The 15,943-nt window shown below is 60.5% G+C and carries 15 protein-coding genes and 1 tRNA gene; 7 read left to right on the top strand and 9 right to left on the bottom strand.

Translation table 11 applies throughout. The features are described from left to right. Positions 1 to 34 precede the first annotated feature (34 nt). On the bottom strand, positions 35 to 847 hold the full coding sequence (locus tag E0H22_RS17235) for a MetQ/NlpA family ABC transporter substrate-binding protein (protein ID WP_233022217.1): 813 nt from the start codon (positions 845 to 847) through the stop codon (positions 35 to 37). A 24-nt stretch (positions 848 to 871) separates the two neighbouring features. Next, positions 872 to 1,864, bottom strand: coding sequence for an aliphatic sulfonate ABC transporter substrate-binding protein (locus E0H22_RS17230; protein WP_430715165.1), 993 nt, complete (start codon positions 1,862 to 1,864; stop codon positions 872 to 874). Between the two features lie 341 nt (positions 1,865 to 2,205). Here E0H22_RS17230 and E0H22_RS17225 point away from each other — a divergent pair, with 341 nt between their 5' ends. From E0H22_RS17225 to E0H22_RS17195, 7 genes are all read left to right on the top strand, one after another. Beyond that, positions 2,206 to 3,165 carry an aliphatic sulfonate ABC transporter substrate-binding protein gene (locus E0H22_RS17225; protein ID WP_233022216.1) on the top strand — a complete coding sequence of 320 codons (960 nt, stop codon included), beginning with the start codon at positions 2,206 to 2,208 and terminating at the stop codon, positions 3,163 to 3,165. A 206-nt stretch (positions 3,166 to 3,371) separates the two neighbouring features. Continuing rightward, the gene (locus E0H22_RS17220) at positions 3,372 to 4,493 is read left to right on the top strand and encodes a methionine ABC transporter ATP-binding protein (protein ID WP_430715164.1); all 1,122 of its coding nucleotides are present in this window, start codon (positions 3,372 to 3,374) and stop codon (positions 4,491 to 4,493) included. Further along, a complete protein-coding gene (locus E0H22_RS17215) occupies positions 4,483 to 5,148 on the top strand; it encodes a methionine ABC transporter permease (RefSeq protein WP_233022215.1) in 666 nt (221 codons plus the stop codon). Before E0H22_RS17220 ends, E0H22_RS17215 begins: the two co-directional genes overlap by 11 nt. A gap of 39 nt (positions 5,149 to 5,187) precedes the next feature. Then, positions 5,188 to 5,982: a MetQ/NlpA family ABC transporter substrate-binding protein gene (locus tag E0H22_RS17210; RefSeq protein WP_233022214.1), complete on the top strand. Its 795-nt coding sequence runs from the start codon at positions 5,188 to 5,190 to the stop codon at positions 5,980 to 5,982. A gap of 903 nt (positions 5,983 to 6,885) precedes the next feature. Next, positions 6,886 to 6,959, top strand: a tRNA-Gly gene (locus tag E0H22_RS17205). A 224-nt stretch (positions 6,960 to 7,183) separates the two neighbouring features. Continuing rightward, positions 7,184 to 7,573, top strand: coding sequence for an antitoxin Xre-like helix-turn-helix domain-containing protein (locus E0H22_RS17200; RefSeq protein ID WP_233022213.1), 390 nt, complete (start codon positions 7,184 to 7,186; stop codon positions 7,571 to 7,573). 84 nt (positions 7,574 to 7,657) lie between these two features. Continuing rightward, positions 7,658 to 8,266: an RES family NAD+ phosphorylase gene (locus tag E0H22_RS17195; protein ID WP_233026405.1), complete on the top strand. Its 609-nt coding sequence runs from the start codon at positions 7,658 to 7,660 to the stop codon at positions 8,264 to 8,266. A gap of 314 nt (positions 8,267 to 8,580) precedes the next feature. On the opposite strand, the gene E0H22_RS17190 is transcribed toward E0H22_RS17195, so the two are convergent. The 7 genes from E0H22_RS17190 to E0H22_RS17160 form a co-directional block, all read right to left on the bottom strand. After that, positions 8,581 to 8,856, bottom strand: coding sequence for a hypothetical protein (locus tag E0H22_RS17190; protein ID WP_233022212.1), 276 nt, complete (start codon positions 8,854 to 8,856; stop codon positions 8,581 to 8,583). Positions 8,857 to 9,053: 197 nt separating this feature from the next. Beyond that, positions 9,054 to 10,028, bottom strand: a complete 975-nt coding sequence (locus tag E0H22_RS17185) for an ABC transporter ATP-binding protein (protein ID WP_233022211.1) — start codon at positions 10,026 to 10,028, stop codon at positions 9,054 to 9,056. After that, complete coding sequence (locus E0H22_RS17180) at positions 10,025 to 11,032, bottom strand: ABC transporter ATP-binding protein (protein ID WP_430715163.1); 1,008 nt, start codon at positions 11,030 to 11,032, stop codon at positions 10,025 to 10,027. Before E0H22_RS17180 ends, E0H22_RS17185 begins: the two co-directional genes overlap by 4 nt. Beyond that, positions 11,029 to 11,916: an ABC transporter permease gene (locus E0H22_RS17175; RefSeq protein ID WP_233022209.1), complete on the bottom strand. Its 888-nt coding sequence runs from the start codon at positions 11,914 to 11,916 to the stop codon at positions 11,029 to 11,031. Before E0H22_RS17175 ends, E0H22_RS17180 begins: the two co-directional genes overlap by 4 nt. After that, positions 11,913 to 12,854 carry an ABC transporter permease gene (locus E0H22_RS17170; protein ID WP_233022208.1) on the bottom strand — a complete coding sequence of 314 codons (942 nt, stop codon included), beginning with the start codon at positions 12,852 to 12,854 and terminating at the stop codon, positions 11,913 to 11,915. The genes E0H22_RS17175 and E0H22_RS17170 overlap by 4 nt, the downstream gene beginning before the upstream one ends. A gap of 36 nt (positions 12,855 to 12,890) precedes the next feature. After that, positions 12,891 to 14,438 (bottom strand): ABC transporter substrate-binding protein, encoded by a 1,548-nt coding sequence (locus E0H22_RS17165; protein ID WP_233022207.1) that lies wholly within the window; start codon positions 14,436 to 14,438, stop codon positions 12,891 to 12,893. A gap of 259 nt (positions 14,439 to 14,697) precedes the next feature. After that, the gene (locus tag E0H22_RS17160) at positions 14,698 to 15,693 is read right to left on the bottom strand and encodes a MarR family transcriptional regulator (protein WP_233022206.1); all 996 of its coding nucleotides are present in this window, start codon (positions 15,691 to 15,693) and stop codon (positions 14,698 to 14,700) included. Positions 15,694 to 15,943 lie beyond the last annotated feature (250 nt).

Here is a 15,943-nt window from a genome sequence, read left to right as displayed (position 1 = left end):
CGACCCGTTGGCTCATCCGCCCTGCGGGAGAGCGCTAGTTAAAGTATTCCGGTAGCGTGAATCCCGCATAGAACTTGTCGTTGCGGATCGCGTTCTTGAACGTGTCGGACTGATAGGCTGCGACGATGTCCTTGGCCCACGGCGCCTCCGCATTGCCGCGGCGGACGGCGACCACGTTGGTATAGGGCTTGGTCATCTTTTCGAGCGCAAAGGCCTCGGTCAGCTTCAGCCCGCTATAGATGGCAAAGTTGCCCTGCACGGCGGCGAAGTCGGCGTCGCCGAGCGCGCGCGGGGCCTGGGCGTTTTCCAGCGGCACGATCTTGATGCCCTTGTTGTTCTTCACCACGTCGAGCTCGGTGACATCGACCGGGTTATTGTCCTTGATCTCGATCCAGCCAAGATCGCGCAGGATCCACAGCGCGCGCTGCAGGTTCACCGGGTCGTTCGGCACCACGACGGTGGCGCCGGCCTTCACGTCTTCGGCCTTCTTGTGCTTGGTCGAGTACAGGCCCATCGGCGGGGTCGGCACGGTGATGATGCCGGTCAGGTCGGTTTTCTGGCGGTCGTTGTAGGAATTCAGGAACACCGTGTGCTGCATCACATTGGCGTCGATGTCGTTCTTGAACACCGCCGTGTTGGCTTCGAGGCCGGTGGAGAATTCGTAGTATTTGACCGTGTAGCCCTTCTTCTTCAGTTCCGGTTCCACGCCGGCCTTGAAGCCGTCGATATAGGGCCCGGGGACGAATCCGACCTTGATCTCGGTCTTGGCAGGCGATTGAGCGAGCGCGCCGGAGAAAGGAGCAAGCGTGATGGCAGCGGCGGCGATCGCCGAGAGGAGGGACTTCATCGTGTCAGCTTTCGGTAGGGAGGATTATTTCGGCGACCAGATCTTCACGTCGGCTGCATCGACCTTCACGGGGATCAGCTTTTCGTTGAAGAAGGCGTCGGCGATGGTCTGCTGTTCGGACAGGCCGGCTTTGGTGACCGTACCGACCTTGTAGGAGCGATGGCTGTTGGCTTCCTCGACGGTGGCGGTGTCGATGCCCCACAGACCGGAGAGCAGCTTTGCGGCTTCCTTCGGCTCGGCCTTCACCCATTTTCCGGTCTCTTCGAGCTTCTTGTAGATGGCGTTCAGCACGTCGCCGCGCTTATCCGCATAGGCAGCCGATGAGAGATAATAGCGCTTGTAGCTGGCGAGCCCGCCCGAGCCGTCGGCGAGCACGCGCGCATTGCTCTGGCGCTGCACGCTGGTGAGGAACGGGTCCCACGCCACCCAGGCATCGACATTGCCGCCGACGAAAGCGATGCGGCCATCGGCGGGGGGCAGATAGGCCGGCGTGATGTCCTTGAAATTCAGCCCGGCCTTGCTGAGCGCAGCGAGCAGCAGGAAATGACTGCCGGCGCCCTTGGTGACTGCGACCTTCTTGCCCTTGAGATCGGCGAGCGTCTTGAGCGGCGATTCCGCCGGAACCACGATCGCCTGTGCCGCGGGCGAGGCGGCTTCCTCGGCGACATAAGCGAGCTTGGCCCCGGCGGCCTGCGCGAACAGCGGAACGGTGTCGGCGACATCGGCGCCGAAATCGACATTGCCGGTGTTGATGGCCTCGAGCAGCGGCAAGCCGCTGGTGAATTCGTGCCAGGCGATTTTCACGTCGAGCGGCGCCAGCGCTTTCTCCAGCTCGCCATTCGTTTTCAGCACGGCGATCAGCGTCGAAGATTTCTGATAGCCGATACGCACCGTGTCCGAGGTCTGCGCGCAAGCGAAGGAGGTCGACAGCATGGTCGCGAGCGCGGCCATCTGCAGTGCGCGGGTACGGCGGCGCAGATAGCGATTGAGGAAATGTGAGAGAAGGATCGGGAGCATGGTGATGCCGCTTTGCAAGTATCAAATTGCGATGTGCAAAGGTGGGAGAGCGGCCGGTTCCAGTCAATGAAATGGCAAACTGTAGTTATCGGCGCGGCGATACAGGTATTCTGCGGAGGGCCGGGCGCGGAGCCGAACCTTCTCTGAGCGGCGCGCAGCCGTCCTTTGCAACGGAATAATTTTCTGCACGCGGAGATGAAAGCTGCTCTCCATGCGGGGCACCGGATCGCAAATCTTGCCGAGCGCCGCTCACCTTTGAAAGCACAATCTTCGCGATCGCGCGTAGCGTTTCGCTATCACGTCAGCGCATTGGGTGCGGACGCCAACGGAGCAAAATGTCCATGTCGAAGTCGAGACGTGTCGTGCTGGCCACCATCGCCGTCACGCTGCTGCTATCGCAATTCACCAGCAAGGCGCCGGCGGCGGAGCAGCCGAAGGAAATCCGCATCGGCTTCCAGAAGGCTGGCATCTTCCCCGCGGTGAAGCAGCGCGGCACGCTGGAGAAGGTGTTCAAGGCGAGGGGGATCGACGTCAGATGGGTTGAGTTCCAGTTCGGGCCGCCGATCCTGGAGGCCATCAACACCGGCAATGTGGATTTCGGCTATACCGGTGATGCACCGCCGATCTTCGCGCAGGCGGCCCGCGCGAACCTGCTTTATGTGGCGGCCGTGCCGTCGGTCGGATTCAATCAGGGTATCGTCGTTCCCGACAGTTCACCGATCAAGACGCTGGCCGATCTGAAGGGCAAGAAAGTCGGTTTCGGCAAGGGATCGAGCGCGCATAACACGATCATCGCCGCGCTGGAGAAGGCGGGCCTGATCTATGCCGACATCACGCCGGTCTATCTCGGCCCGGCCGATGCGGTCGCCGCCTTTGCCGGTGGCAATATCGATGCGTGGTCGATCTGGGATCCCTATCTGTCGCTCGCGGAAATCAAGGGAGCCCGGGTCGTCGCCTTCTCGAAGGATGTGCAGGAATCCAATTCCTTCTTCCTGGCCAACAAGGATTTTGCCGGCAAGCACGGCGACATCGTCGCGCTGCTCAACAAGACATTTGCCGAGGAAGGCAAGTGGGGCGGCGCCAATCGTGCTGAAATCGCGGTGCGCTTGCAGGAGGCGACCGGTGTCGACAAAGCGGCGACGACGAAGGCGGTGGAGCGCTCCGAATACAATGTGGTCCCGATCAACGAGAAGATCATCGCCACCCAGCAGCAAACCGCGGACCGGTTCTTCAAGCTCGGCCTCATCCCCAAGCCGGTGCAGGTGAAGGACATCGTGTGGGAATGGAAGCAGGGGTCCTGACCCGCAACTGTCCTCCAAAAGGCTGGCGCACTGGAAAGTGCGCCAGTTTGGGAATTTTATTCTCCATACCGCCGAAATTCGGGTGAAAAATTCACTTTTTGTGCGGTGCGGTTGAATTGCGCTCGAAAATCAGTAGGTTGCCGCCACGGCGCCAGTGCCTTTCAGGCCGGCCCCGATCTTCACATCTGCACAGAAACGTCATTCTAATGAACGCTCCCGTGTCCAAGCCGACTGGAGTGCCCGTGCCAGTTCTCGATCAGCCAGATCTTGAGCAAAAGGGGCGTGCCATCATTTCCTTCGATGGCGTCAGCAAGATTTTCCCGCCCAGAAAAGACTCCGCCGAGGTGAAGGCGGTCGACGACATCGATCTCGTGGTGCCTGAAGGCGCCATTGTCGGCGTCATCGGCAAGAGCGGCGCCGGCAAGTCGACGCTCATCCGTCTCATCAACGGGCTCGAACAGCCGACCAAGGGCAAGGTCACGGTCGACGGTCTCGATATCGGCGCGCTGGATGAGAAGGCGCTGCGTCAGGCACGTCGCTCCATCGGCATGATCTTCCAGCATTTCAACCTGCTGTCGTCGCGCACCGCCTTCGACAACATCGCGCTCCCGCTCGAAATTGCAGGCACGCCGCGCAAGGACATTCCCGGCATCGTCACGCCGCTGCTGGACATGGTCGGCCTTGCCGACAAGCGCGACCGCTATCCAGCCGAACTCTCCGGCGGCCAGAAGCAGCGCGTCGGCATCGCGCGTGCGCTCGCCACCAAGCCGAAAGTGCTGCTGTCGGACGAGGCGACCTCGGCGCTCGATCCGGAGACCACCGCGCAGATCATCGCGCTGCTCAAGCAGATCAATGCGGAGCTCAATCTCACCATTCTCTTCATCACCCATGAAATGTCCGTGGTGAAGAAACTGGCCCAGCGTGTCGCCGTAATGGAGGGCGGCCGGATCATCGAGCAGGGGACGACCTACGAGATCTTCTCCAAGCCGCAGCATGCCACGACAAAACGCTTCGTCGGCGAAGTCACCGGCGGCAATGTGCCGGAATGGCTGCAGGCTAAGCTGCTCGCCGATTATGCGCCCGGCCGTCAGGCCGTCATCCGCATCGCCTTCACCGGCGCCGATGCCGACGAGCCCGTGCTGTCGCGGCTCACGCGTGCTTACGGCGTCGACTTCAACATCATGCACGGCCAGATCGAATATGTCGCCGATCATCCGTTCGGCACGCTGATCGCGTCCGTCGCCGCCGAGCCGGAGCTGCAGGCGAAGCTGATCGCCGATCTCACGTCGACCCGCAACACTGTGGAGCATCTCGGCTATGTCGCCTGAACTCATCAACATGATCGCGTCGTCGACGCTCGACACGCTGGTGATGGTGGCGCTGGCCGGCATTTTCGGCACGCTGGCCGGCCTGCCGCTCGGCATCTTCCTGGCGACCAGCCGTACCGGTGAGCTGTTCCCGGCGCCGAACGTCAATCGTCTCATCGGCCTCGTCGTCAATGCCACGCGTTCGACGCCCTTCATCATTCTCGTCGTTGCCATCGTGCCGCTGACGCGGCTGATCGCCGGCACTTCCATCGGCACCAGCGCCGCCGTGGTGCCGCTGACCATTGCAGCGACGCCGTTCATCGCCCGCGTCATCGAAGGCGCGATCCGCGAAGTCGACCAGGGGCTGGTCGAGGCCGCGCGTGCCTTCGGCGCCTCGCCGCTGCAGATCGTGTGGAAGGTGCTGTTGCCCGAAGCCATGCCGGCAGTGACGCTGGCGCTGACGCTCGCGACCGTCAGCCTGATCGGCTACTCCGCCATGGTCGGCGCCGTCGGCGGCGGCGGGCTCGGCGATCTCGGCATCCGCTACGGCTATCAGCGCTTCATGCCGGAGGTGATGGCGACGGTGGTCGCCGTGCTGATCTGCCTCGTGCAGGGCGTGCAGAGCCTGGGCGATTTCATCTCGCGCCGCCTCGACAAGCGTACGCGAAAATCCTGAGCAGCTGCGGATACGCGCCTGCTCATTCGTTTCTTCACAATGGAAAACAGTATGTCACTCCGTCGTCTCCTTCTCTCGGCCGTCGCTCTTGCTGCCTTCACCTCCGCCGCGTCGGCCGAGACCATCAAGGTCGGCGTCACGCCGGGCCCGCATGCGCAGGTGCTGGAAGCCGCCAAGGCCGTCGCCGCCAAGAAGGGCCTCGACATCCAGATCGTCGAATTCTCCGATTACGTGGTGCCGAACGCGGCGCTGGAAGCCGGCGACCTGCAGGCCAATTCGTTCCAGCATCAGCCCTATCTCGACAACCAGGTGGCCGATCGCAAGTTCAAGATCGTCTCGGTGGCCAACACCATCAACTTCCCGATGGGCATCTATTCGAAGAAGGTGAAGAGCTGGGACGAGGTGAAGTCCGGCGCCACCCTGGCGATCCCGAACGATCCGACCAATGGCGGCCGCGTGCTGATCCTGCTGCGCGACAAGGGCGTTATCAAGCTGAAGGACGGCGTCGGCTTCAAGCCGACCTTGCTCGACATCACCGACAATCCGAAGAAGCTGAAGATCGTCGAAGTCGACGCCGCGCAGCTGCCGCGAACGCTGCCGGATGTGGATGTCGCAGGGATCAACACCAATTATGCTTCGCAGGCCGGCCTCGATCCGGTGAAGGATGCGATCCTGCGCGAGGATCCGAAGGGCCCATACGCGAACGTTATCGCGGTGCGCGCGGCCGACAAGGACAAGCCGTGGGTGAAGACGCTGGTGGAGAGCTATCAGTCGCCCGAGGTGAAGGCCTTCATCGACGAGAAGTTCAAGGGCTCGGTTCTCGCGACCTGGTGATTTTCTTTTCCCCTCGGGAGCGGCGTTCCTGGTTTCCCTCCTCGGAGCGCAGCGACGGGGAGGGTGGTGAGAAGCGAGCGTTCAGCGAGCTTCGAGACGGGTGGGGTGCTTTCCCCACTGCGCGGCTGCGCCGCTTGGGGGAGGGAGATCACACGCCCCAGCGCGTCGTTGCCTGATCCACATGTCAAACAGCCCCGTCATATCTTCAATCATGCGATCGCGTTCTCGCGGCGCTGACGCGCCCGAGTTGTGAGCATTCCCTTCGCCCCCTCTGGAAAGAGGGCGTGCGGAACGCCGGGTGCCCGATGCACCCTTGGTGCCTGATGCCGATGCGGTCGTCCGCAAGGGGAATGCATCAGGACTTTCGGAATGATCGAGCAAAGTGTCCGACGTTCCGCATGCGGTGTTGGCATGGCCCCATGGGGGCCGGGCCGCAAAACAACCTCGCCGGACGCCGCCGCAAGGGTCGTCTCGTCACGGGAGCTCCTCATCGGTTCGTCCAAAAGTGAGACGTCTCCGCGCCAACAACATGTCGGCAAGGGTCCGTCCCGCCCGCAGGCGAACGTCTTCAGAGCACCGCGCAACGCCCAAACCTTGGCGTCCACCGCATCCAGCCCCGCGAACGTGACGATCGCGCTCGCCCCTCTCATCGAGGCCGGACGACAGAGACAATAATCCTTTGCGGAAATTCGTCAAGAACAAAATAGGAATTTTTTCGCCGCGCACACCATTTTTCATCCCCGCGAAAGCGGGAGTAAGCACCAGCGCAGCGTTTTCATCCGCGCGGCCAGAGTTTACTGGATTGCCCGGTCAAGCCGGGCAACGACAAGGCGGTAAGGCTTGGGGATTGTCCCCCGCGGAGAGGTTGAGACCCCCGGCACAACGTGTTACCTGACGCGGCATGCGGGTATAGCTCAATGGTAGAGCAGCAGCCTTCCAAGCTGAATACGAGGGTTCGATTCCCTCTACCCGCTCCAGCTCCCCTAAGACATTGTTTTAAATGAAATAAATCGATTATCCTGCTCCGCAGCCTGCAGGCCCGCGAGCGCGGAAATGTCCGACCTGGGTACCAACGACTCTTTAGTCGTCAAATGACGCTTGACGTCGCACCATTTGACGATACTTCTGTCTGGTATCGAGGAAGGTGATCATGGCTCAAGCTGCAACATTCGGAGCACCAGGCGCGGCAACGCCTGTCGATGTGCAGACGTTCACGACGGCGCCTGATCGCGAGCGACTCTCCCCAATCGCCATCAAGGCATTCCGGAAGATCGTCGAGCATTGGAAGCTGACTAATGCCGAGGCCGCCATGCTCCTCGGCGTGTCCGAAAGCACCTGGGACCGCATCAAGCGTGGCTCTTGGGACCAACCGCTCTCGCAGGATCAGCTCACACGAGCGTCGGCCGCAATTGGTATTCACAAAGGTCTCCGGCTTCTTTTTGCCGACGACATGTCCGTCCGCTGGCCGAAGCTCGTAAACAGCGGTCCGATCTTCCAGCGTCGGTCCCCGGTCGATGCCATGATCGAAGGCGGCATTCCGCTCATGCTCGAGACACGCCGCTACGTGGATGCGATTCGCGGCGGCCTCTGATCAATGCTTGATGGGTTGAAGATCGGTCGCGAAGCGATCGAGCGGACCGTTCGCCTTGTAGCGACCGCTCGGCTTCGCGAGTCCGTGTTGCTCGATCTCGTCGATGAATCCGAACTGGACGCGTTGAGCGAGATCGAAGGCACCACGAGTAACAGACGAATTGCGCAGGCCCGCGGGGCAGGTGAGGTGCAATCGCACGAACTCGTTTACGGCGTCCCGCATGCGCACTTCATCAACGCCTCCTTCGCCTATGCCAAACCGCGCGAACCGAACCGCTTCAATGGGGCCGGCCGTGGTGCCTGGTATGCCGGGTTTGATGTCGCGACCAGCCTGGCGGAGGTCAAATTCCACCTGACTGAGTTTCTGGCGGCGGCTGGCGATTTCAACGCTACGGTCGAATACGCCGAGATGTTCGCGAGCTTCGCTGGCGAGTTCGTAGACCTCCGGGCCCATCCGAACCACCAATCCTTGAACCCGGAAAAGACTATCGGGTATCCGGTTGGCAATGCGCTGGCGGACGCCGCCAGGGCACGCGGCCTGAACGGGATCATCTATCCATCCGTCCGGAAGCCCGGCGGGACCTGTCTGGTCGCGCTTTTTCCGCACGCGGTCCAGTCGGTCGCGCAAGGCAACGTCTACCGGATGACATGGAGCGGCCAGCCAGAACCAACAATCAGTTTGGTCGCGGAATGAAAGCGGTCTCTTTTCGCCGGTGATTTAGTCGCTGATCAATGAGGTCCTCCGTCAGGAAGGACATCGGGCGATCGAGGGCGGGCACTTCTTGGGCGCCATGCAGCTGGCGGAAGCCATGGGAGACACGCGAGGGCTGGATCGGTGTCTGCAGCATTATCAACGCGTGGCACGCTCAACTGATTTAACGGTCCAAGCGGAGCTCGGTCGATTGAGCTCGATCAGAGAGGCTTGGATAAAGCTTGAGGCCGAGGAGCGGCCAGTCAGCCGACGCGACCTGGATCACCCGCTCATTTTACAACACGCCGCAATCGCAATTAAAGGCACCGAAGAACTCGAAAACGCTCGTCGATATCGCAATGGAGCCAAATACCAGGCTTTGGTCCCTGCTGAGTGATCCTGGTAGCAATCCCGAGCGCTTGTTCAGGACGCTGCAGGGTGTTCGTGCCATCCGGTCCGATCAGCACGAAGCCAGCAGATTTGCCATCGATGAGGATTTCAAAGATTTCGCAATCGCCGGGTATTTCGGGATGGTCGATCGGGACGAGTTCCTCAGACATCATCATCTCTGATGGCCGGATCTGCTCTGGCATTCACCAGATTCGATCGTGCTCCGTAAGACCCGAGGCACCGCGGGCTAGGTCAAGCGAGCTGTGGCGCTTGTCAGAAGCTACGACGTCAACCAGCAGATCATCGTCAAATGGAGGAGACGAATCCTGGCGGCTGACTTGCGGATCGAACCGAAGGAACCATGCTTCATCCGGCGAAGCGCAGACCTCGGAACATCGCCTTATTCACTAGGGTGGTCGAGAGGAAAGTGACAAGCGACGAAGTGGTCTGGTTCTGCTTCCCGCCATTTCGGCTCGAGCTCCGCACAACGCGTCGCCGCGCGCGGACATCGTGTCCGAAAGCGGCAGCCGCTCGGCGGATTGATGGGCGAGGGCAGTTCACCGACGAGCAACCGCAAGGGGGCGCTGCCTCTGTCGGGGTCCATGACAGGAATGGCAGCCATCAGCGCCGCGGTGTAGGGATGGAGGGGCGCTTCGTAGAGCCGCTCTGACGAGGCTAGTTCGCAAAGGCGACCAAGATACATGACCGCGACCCGGTCGCTGATGTTCTTCACGACGGCAAGGTCATGACTGATAAACAGCAACGTCAGGCCATAGCGCGCTTTCATATCCTCCAGCAGGTTAAGGATTTGCGCGCGCACCGAGACGTCGAGCGCCGAGACAGGTTCGTCGCAGATGATGAGACAGGGCTCCATGATGAGCGCACGGGCGATTGCGATACGCTGGCATTGGCCTCCGGAAAATTCGTGTGGGCGGCGGTTCATAACCAGATCCGGATCAAGACCTACCGCTTCGAGCGCAATGCGCACACGGCGCACGCGTTCCTGAGCGGTGCCCACGCCAGCGATCGCCATCGGCTCGGCCACAATATCGCGCACCTTGCGGCGGGGATTGAGTGAGGAATTCGGATACTGGAAGATCATGTGCAGCCGCGTCTGGATACGGCGCAGCGTTCCGGCATTCAGGCTAGCAAGGTCGTGTCCCTGGAAAATCACCGTCCCGCCAGTCGGCGGTGGGAGCTGCATGATCGAGCGTCCGACCGTCGACTTGCCACAGCCCGACTCGCCGACAAGCCCGAGAGTTTCGCCCTTATAGACAACGAAACTGACGTTTGCGACGGCTGTAAGCTGCAGGCCGCGCGGCAGCTTGTATGTCGCCGACAGGTTGTCGAGGATCAGGAGTTCGTCTGACTTCATGGCAATACTCCGCGCGCGCGGACAGGATGCCAGCAGGCGTAGAGATGCATGGGGTCCGCATCGGTCATCGATAACTCTGGATGATCGATCCTACACAGATCGCTCGCGTAATCGCAGCGTGGGTTGAAGCGGCATCCGGTCGGGGGCGTCAGCATGTCCGGCGGCCGTCCCGAAATCGCGCGCTGCCGGGTGTGCGGCGGATCGGAAAGGTTTGGTGCGGAGCGGATCAGCGCTTGAGTGTAGCGCATGCGATAATCGTGGAACAGCGACCGCGTCGATGCGCGCTCAACCATCTGCCCGGCGTACATCACCGCAACTTTGTCGGTGTACTGCGCCACCACGCCGAGGTCGTGCGAGATCAGAATCATTGCCATGTTGTGAGCGCGCTGTTGACGCTGCAGAAGATCGAGGATTTGCGCCTGGATAGTAACATCGAGCGCAGTGGTCGGCTCGTCGGCGATCAACAGCTTCGGCTCACACGCGAGCGCGATGGCAATGGCAATCCGCTGGCGCATGCCGCCGGATAGCTGGTGCGGATACTGGTGCAGCCGCTCGGCCGGCAGGGGAATTCCGACGGAGGTGAGCAGCTCGACCGCGCGGGTTTTGGCAGCACGGCCGCGTAAACCGAGATGGCGTGTGATCACCTCCTCGATCTGAGATCCGATGCGTTTGACCGGATTGAGCGACGACGTCGGATCCTGAAAGACCATGGCGATGTCCTTGCCGCGAACATCGCGCATCTCTCGTTCCGAGAGCGTGAGGAGGTCGCGGCCCTCGAATGCAATGCGGCCGTTCGTGGTGGCCGAACCGTCGTTCGCCAGAATTCTCATAATAGTTCGCGCAAGCACGCTCTTGCCGGAACCGGACTCGCCGACGATACCGACCGTCTCACCCCGCTGAACTGAAAACGACATGCCATCCACCGCCCGCACAATGCCACGAGGCGTATGGAGGTGTGTCACAAGATCGGTGACCTCCAGGAGGGCCGTACATCTTCCTGTCATAGGGCAGTGCCGCGGAAATCTGTCTGGGCACGCAGACGCTCGCCGATCAGGTTGATGGACAGCACCGTGAGGAACATCAGCGCAGAGGGGATGAAGGCAATGTAGGGCGATGTCGCCAGATCGGTCTGCCCGTCCGCGATCATGTTGCCCCACGTCGGCTGCGGTGGGGGCACGCTCAAGCCCAGGAAGGACAGCACGCCTTCGATCACGATGATGCGCGAGACCACGAGACACGCGTAAATCAGCATCGGGATGCCGACGTTCGGCAAGATTTCGAGCGTCAGCACCCGCCCATGGGACGCACCCATAGCACGCGCTGCCAGCACGAATTCACGCTTGGCGAACACCAGCGTGTTGGCGCGCGCTACCCGCATGAACGCCGGGATCGTAAGAAAGCCGAGCAGGAAGATGAGAACAGCGGTGTTGGCGCCGACATAGGCGGTCACCGCAAGAACGATAAGGATACCGGGAAACGCCATGATGGCGTCCATGGAGGTGGTGATGGCGGATTCGGTGCGGCCCCGGAAATAGCCAGCGGCGATGCCAAGGACCATGCCAAATCCAAGGCCGATAGCAGGCGCAAGCAGTCCGACGACAAGGGAAATTCTCGCGCCGAACACAGAGCGCGAGAAGATGTCGCGACCGAGCTGGTCGGTGCCGAACCAGTAGGTTGCATCTGGCCAATTAGAGATGACGGTGAAATCAGTTTCAGTCGGGCTGCGCAGTGGCAGCAGGGGCGCGGTCGCTGCCAGGACGACGACCAACGTGATCCAGGACATCGGAATCCAGAAGAGGAGGCCCGGCCGGTGGCGTGTGAGCGGGTGGTTCAACCCCTCACTCGCCGGCACCGTTGTCTGGGCTTGATCGTCAATGGCCGCAGTCATTGGCGGATCCTCGGATCGAGCAGCGCGTAGATCAGGTCGACACCAAAATTGATCAAGACATAGCCGACGGAGATCAACGCGACGCAGCCCTGGACCAGCATCATGTCACGGTTATATACGGCACCTGTCAGCATGCGGCCGACTCCCGGCAGACCGAAAATTGTCTCCACCACCAAGGCGCCCGTGATCGCCGTGGCGATTTGCAGGCCTGTGATCGTTACCAGTGTGAACGATGACGGCCGCAGCGCGTGCCGCAGCAGGATGGAAGCGGGTGTAAGTCCCTTGGCTTTGGCGAGCGCGATATAGTCCTGCTGTAATGTCTTGATCATGTCGGCGCGCAGCACGGCGAACAGCGGCGGCCATTCCGACAATCCGATCGCGAGCGCAGGCAAGGTAAGACGCGCAAGATTGCCTATCGGATCGGTCATGAACGGTACGTAGCCGGTGGACGGCAGCCAGCGCAGCTTGAGCGCAAACAGGAACATCAACAGGATGGCAGTGACGAACACCGGCGCGGCAAGCAATAAAAGCGCTGCGGAGTTGATTAGCCGGTCGATCCGGCTGCCTGCCTTGTAGGCGCACAACACGCCAGATGGCACGGCGAGGAGCAGCGCAAATCCCTGACTCAGTAGTATCAGCTCAATCGTCACTGGAAGCCGATCGATGATCGCTTCCATGACCGGCACTTGAGTAATGTACGAGCGGCCGAGGTCACCGAGCATGAAACTGACCAGCCAATGCAAATAGCGCATGACCACCGGCCGATCGAGGCCGAGTTCAGCCCGCACCTGCGCTATTGCCTCTGGCGTCGCCTCGTTGCCAAGCAGGGTGAGCGCGACGTCACCCGGCAGCATATCCAAGAGCAAGAAAGTGGCCGTGGTGACCAAAAGCAATACCAGGATCAGGCGCATTAGCTTGTACATGAAGTACTGCATCATCGCCTACACTTTGCATCGCTATCTCAAAGATCGAAATTATTTCGGATCCACCCAGACTTCGTTAAGGCGAAGCAGGCCGCGGCGCAGCGGTGGAATATTATGAACCCGCGGCTGCGTGATGGCGGAATAGTTCGACTGGGTGCGTAACATGATAGGCATCAGTTTCGCCATCTGCTTGCTGAAATCGCAATACGCTCTCTTCCGGACGCCGATATCGGGACTGCGGCGCCCGGCGTCGATGGCCTCGTCGAGCTTTGGATCACTGATCCTGGTGATGTTGCCTCCGCTCTTCGAAAAGAACGCTTGGTAGACTTGAAAGTCGGGGTCAGGCACATCGACTACCTCCCAGAATGCGATCTGGTAGTCGCCGCGCAGTACCGCGTTGATATAAGATGGTCCCCCCTGAATGTTGTTGATCTCTACTTCGATGCCGACCTTCTGCCAGAAGCTCTGGTAGAGCTGCGCAGAGATCGCTCTTGTCGATGTGGGCTCCGACTGGAGCACGACCTTGACCGGTTTACCGTAGTCCTTGAGCAGGGCCCGGGCTTTCTCTGGATTGTATTCAGGATAGCCAACGTCTGGGCAATGCCACAGCGAACTAGGTCCCCAGAAACTGGTGGCGAGCTGACCGACACCGTCGTAGGCGACCTTGAGCTCGACATTGCGATCCAGCGCATAGGCCAGCGCTTGCCGTACCCTGACGTCGTCGAGTGGGGGCGATGATGTATTGATATTAAGGGTGGAGGCGCCGGTGCCGATGTACTCTACGACCTTCAAGCTCTTGCTGTTACGTGCTTCGTTCACCTGCTTGCCGAGTGGCTCGTAGAAGATGTCAATGTCACCGGTCTTTACCGCCGTAAAACGTGCGGCCGGTTCGGGCAGAAAGCGGATCACAATTTTGTCGAGGTGCTGGGCTCCCGGATTCCAGTAGTTGGGGTTCTTCTCAAAGGTGATGCTGTCGTCCTGTTTCCAGTCTGTCATCACGTAGGGGCCGGCTCCGATCGGACGGCGGTTGAGGTCGAGACCAGCGCTGTTTTGATATTCAGCGGGCATGGCCCAGATAAGATGGTTATCGGTGGAGAAGATGCTCGAGAATGCGGTCCGGGGATACGTCAAGCGGAATTCTACGGTGGTATCGTCGATCGCAATGGCCTCCTTCAATTCGCCGATAGCCGCCGCGAACGCTTGATTTTTTGAGGGATCAAGGATGCGTTGAAAGTGACGTATCACGTCGTGCGCGGTGTAAGGGGACCCGTTGGAAAACTTAAGTCCCGGCCGCAGCTTCAACAGCCACGTCAAACCGTCAGGCGAGCCCTCAAGCGAGGTGGCGAGGTCCGGGACGCGTTCGCCTTTTTCGTTGAGCGTGAAGAAGTTCGAGAACACGAGCGCACCGGCCATAATCGTCTCGCGATTGGCCGCACGTATGGTGAGAGGGTCAAAGCCCTGAACCTGCGCGCCTGTCGCCATAGTGACCAAGCCACCATTTTTCGGTGTGGGTTCAGCCGCGCCGCCCGGTTCCAATCCGGTCAACGCGAACACAAACGCTCCGACGATCAGACCAGAGACTTGGTGCGAGCGGGGCATTTCGGCTCCCTGTTCTTTTGATCTTATGGGTGACAAGCCTACTGCCGATTTCGTGGTAGGCAAGGCGAAAGCACGGCTTCGGCCGACAATCGCGTGCTACCAAAGTCGGAAAGCTCGACCTGATACCGACGCTTGCCGCATCTCACGTAAAGCGTTCTTGGAGAAGCCAATCCGTCCGACGTGTTTGTCACGGTCTTCGCCAAATCCGATGATTGCGACGTCGTGCGTTTCCTCCGGTTTGACCTTCATCCAGCGATCACTATGTCTTACTACCACATCCTCGTGGCCCAGCACCAAGGTCAGCTTGTGGCGCACTATGGTATACAACATCAATCACCTGATCGCATCGATCTCGGGTGACTTGCTCTGCGATTAAGCGATACAAGGCGATTTGACCTGCAGCCCAGGTTTCGAACTCCCACAGAAAGTCGGGCAAGACCGTCACTGTGCGGCCGCCGGGATCAACCGCAAAGCAGCCACGTCTTTCAGCCTCATTGAAGATATTGCCGATGTGCTGGCGGGAGAGACGGAAGCGCTCTGCTAGCGCTCCGTAGGAAAGCAGCACCGGTTCAGCCTTATCTATGCCGCCGCCATAATGCGCGCTCAGCACGGCCGAGAGAACCGGATAGCCGCAATCTTGTTCAGTCAGCCGAACAATATTCACGAAAGGCGTAAAGTAGAGATCTTGCTGGAGGAACAGATCGTAGGAGCAGCCCAGCCAGTCGCCCAACATGTCGCCTTCGGCGCGCAACTGTTTGGCGAGCGGTCGTGGCGGGGGATCAATGAGCTCGGAGGCTTCCAGAAACGTCAGTGGGGAGCGAGCAATTTCCAGGCTGAGCGTCATCGTAGGCTGCAGCCGCACAACGCGCCGATCGTCAGAAGAGCGGACTGAGACGACATACCCGCCCAGCTTCAGCGATGCGACCAGATTAGATACCTGCCGGGCGCTCGCATGCGCCGCCCGTTGAAGTGAGGAGAGCGTCGGCAGCTCTCCACCGCTCCTTCGCCAACGCGCATCTTGACCGATCAAGGCATAGGAAACGAGATAGCGCAGCTTCTGCCCGAAGAACTTATCCGCCGGCCAAGCCATCTTCGGCGGCTGCATCATCGCCTTGCAGTAGGCATGCAAAGCGGGGCGGAACGATGCCAAGCGGAGCAGATCTCCCGCGCGGCGCCAGACCGGCCATTCCGCATAGGCAGCCACTGCGGGATGAAGGCGCCCGGCGTTACAAGCTGGCTCGAAACCGTGGTTCATCGTGCGATACCTGCAAAGTTTGGACTTCGCCGTTTCCGGCGTCTGTACGAGAACCGGTTAATCCAACGCGGCTTCTCTCGAGTTTACGCGAGTCGAACTCCTCAGGCTTTCCATGCTCCCGACTTCACCAGGCCCCATGAACGTTGACCTAATCAACATGACCGCCTCTTCGGCTGGCGCCGGGTCAGAATGGTGCCCGATGAGGATCGCTGACAAATCTCCGCTCGTGCAGAGCTCCGGCTTCATTACA

The sequence above is a fragment of the Rhodopseudomonas boonkerdii genome, from assembly GCF_021184025.1.
Classification (GTDB): domain Bacteria; phylum Pseudomonadota; class Alphaproteobacteria; order Rhizobiales; family Xanthobacteraceae; genus Tardiphaga; species Tardiphaga boonkerdii.
Note: the sequence above shows the minus strand (reverse complement) of the source record. Positions and strands in the feature narration are given on the sequence as shown.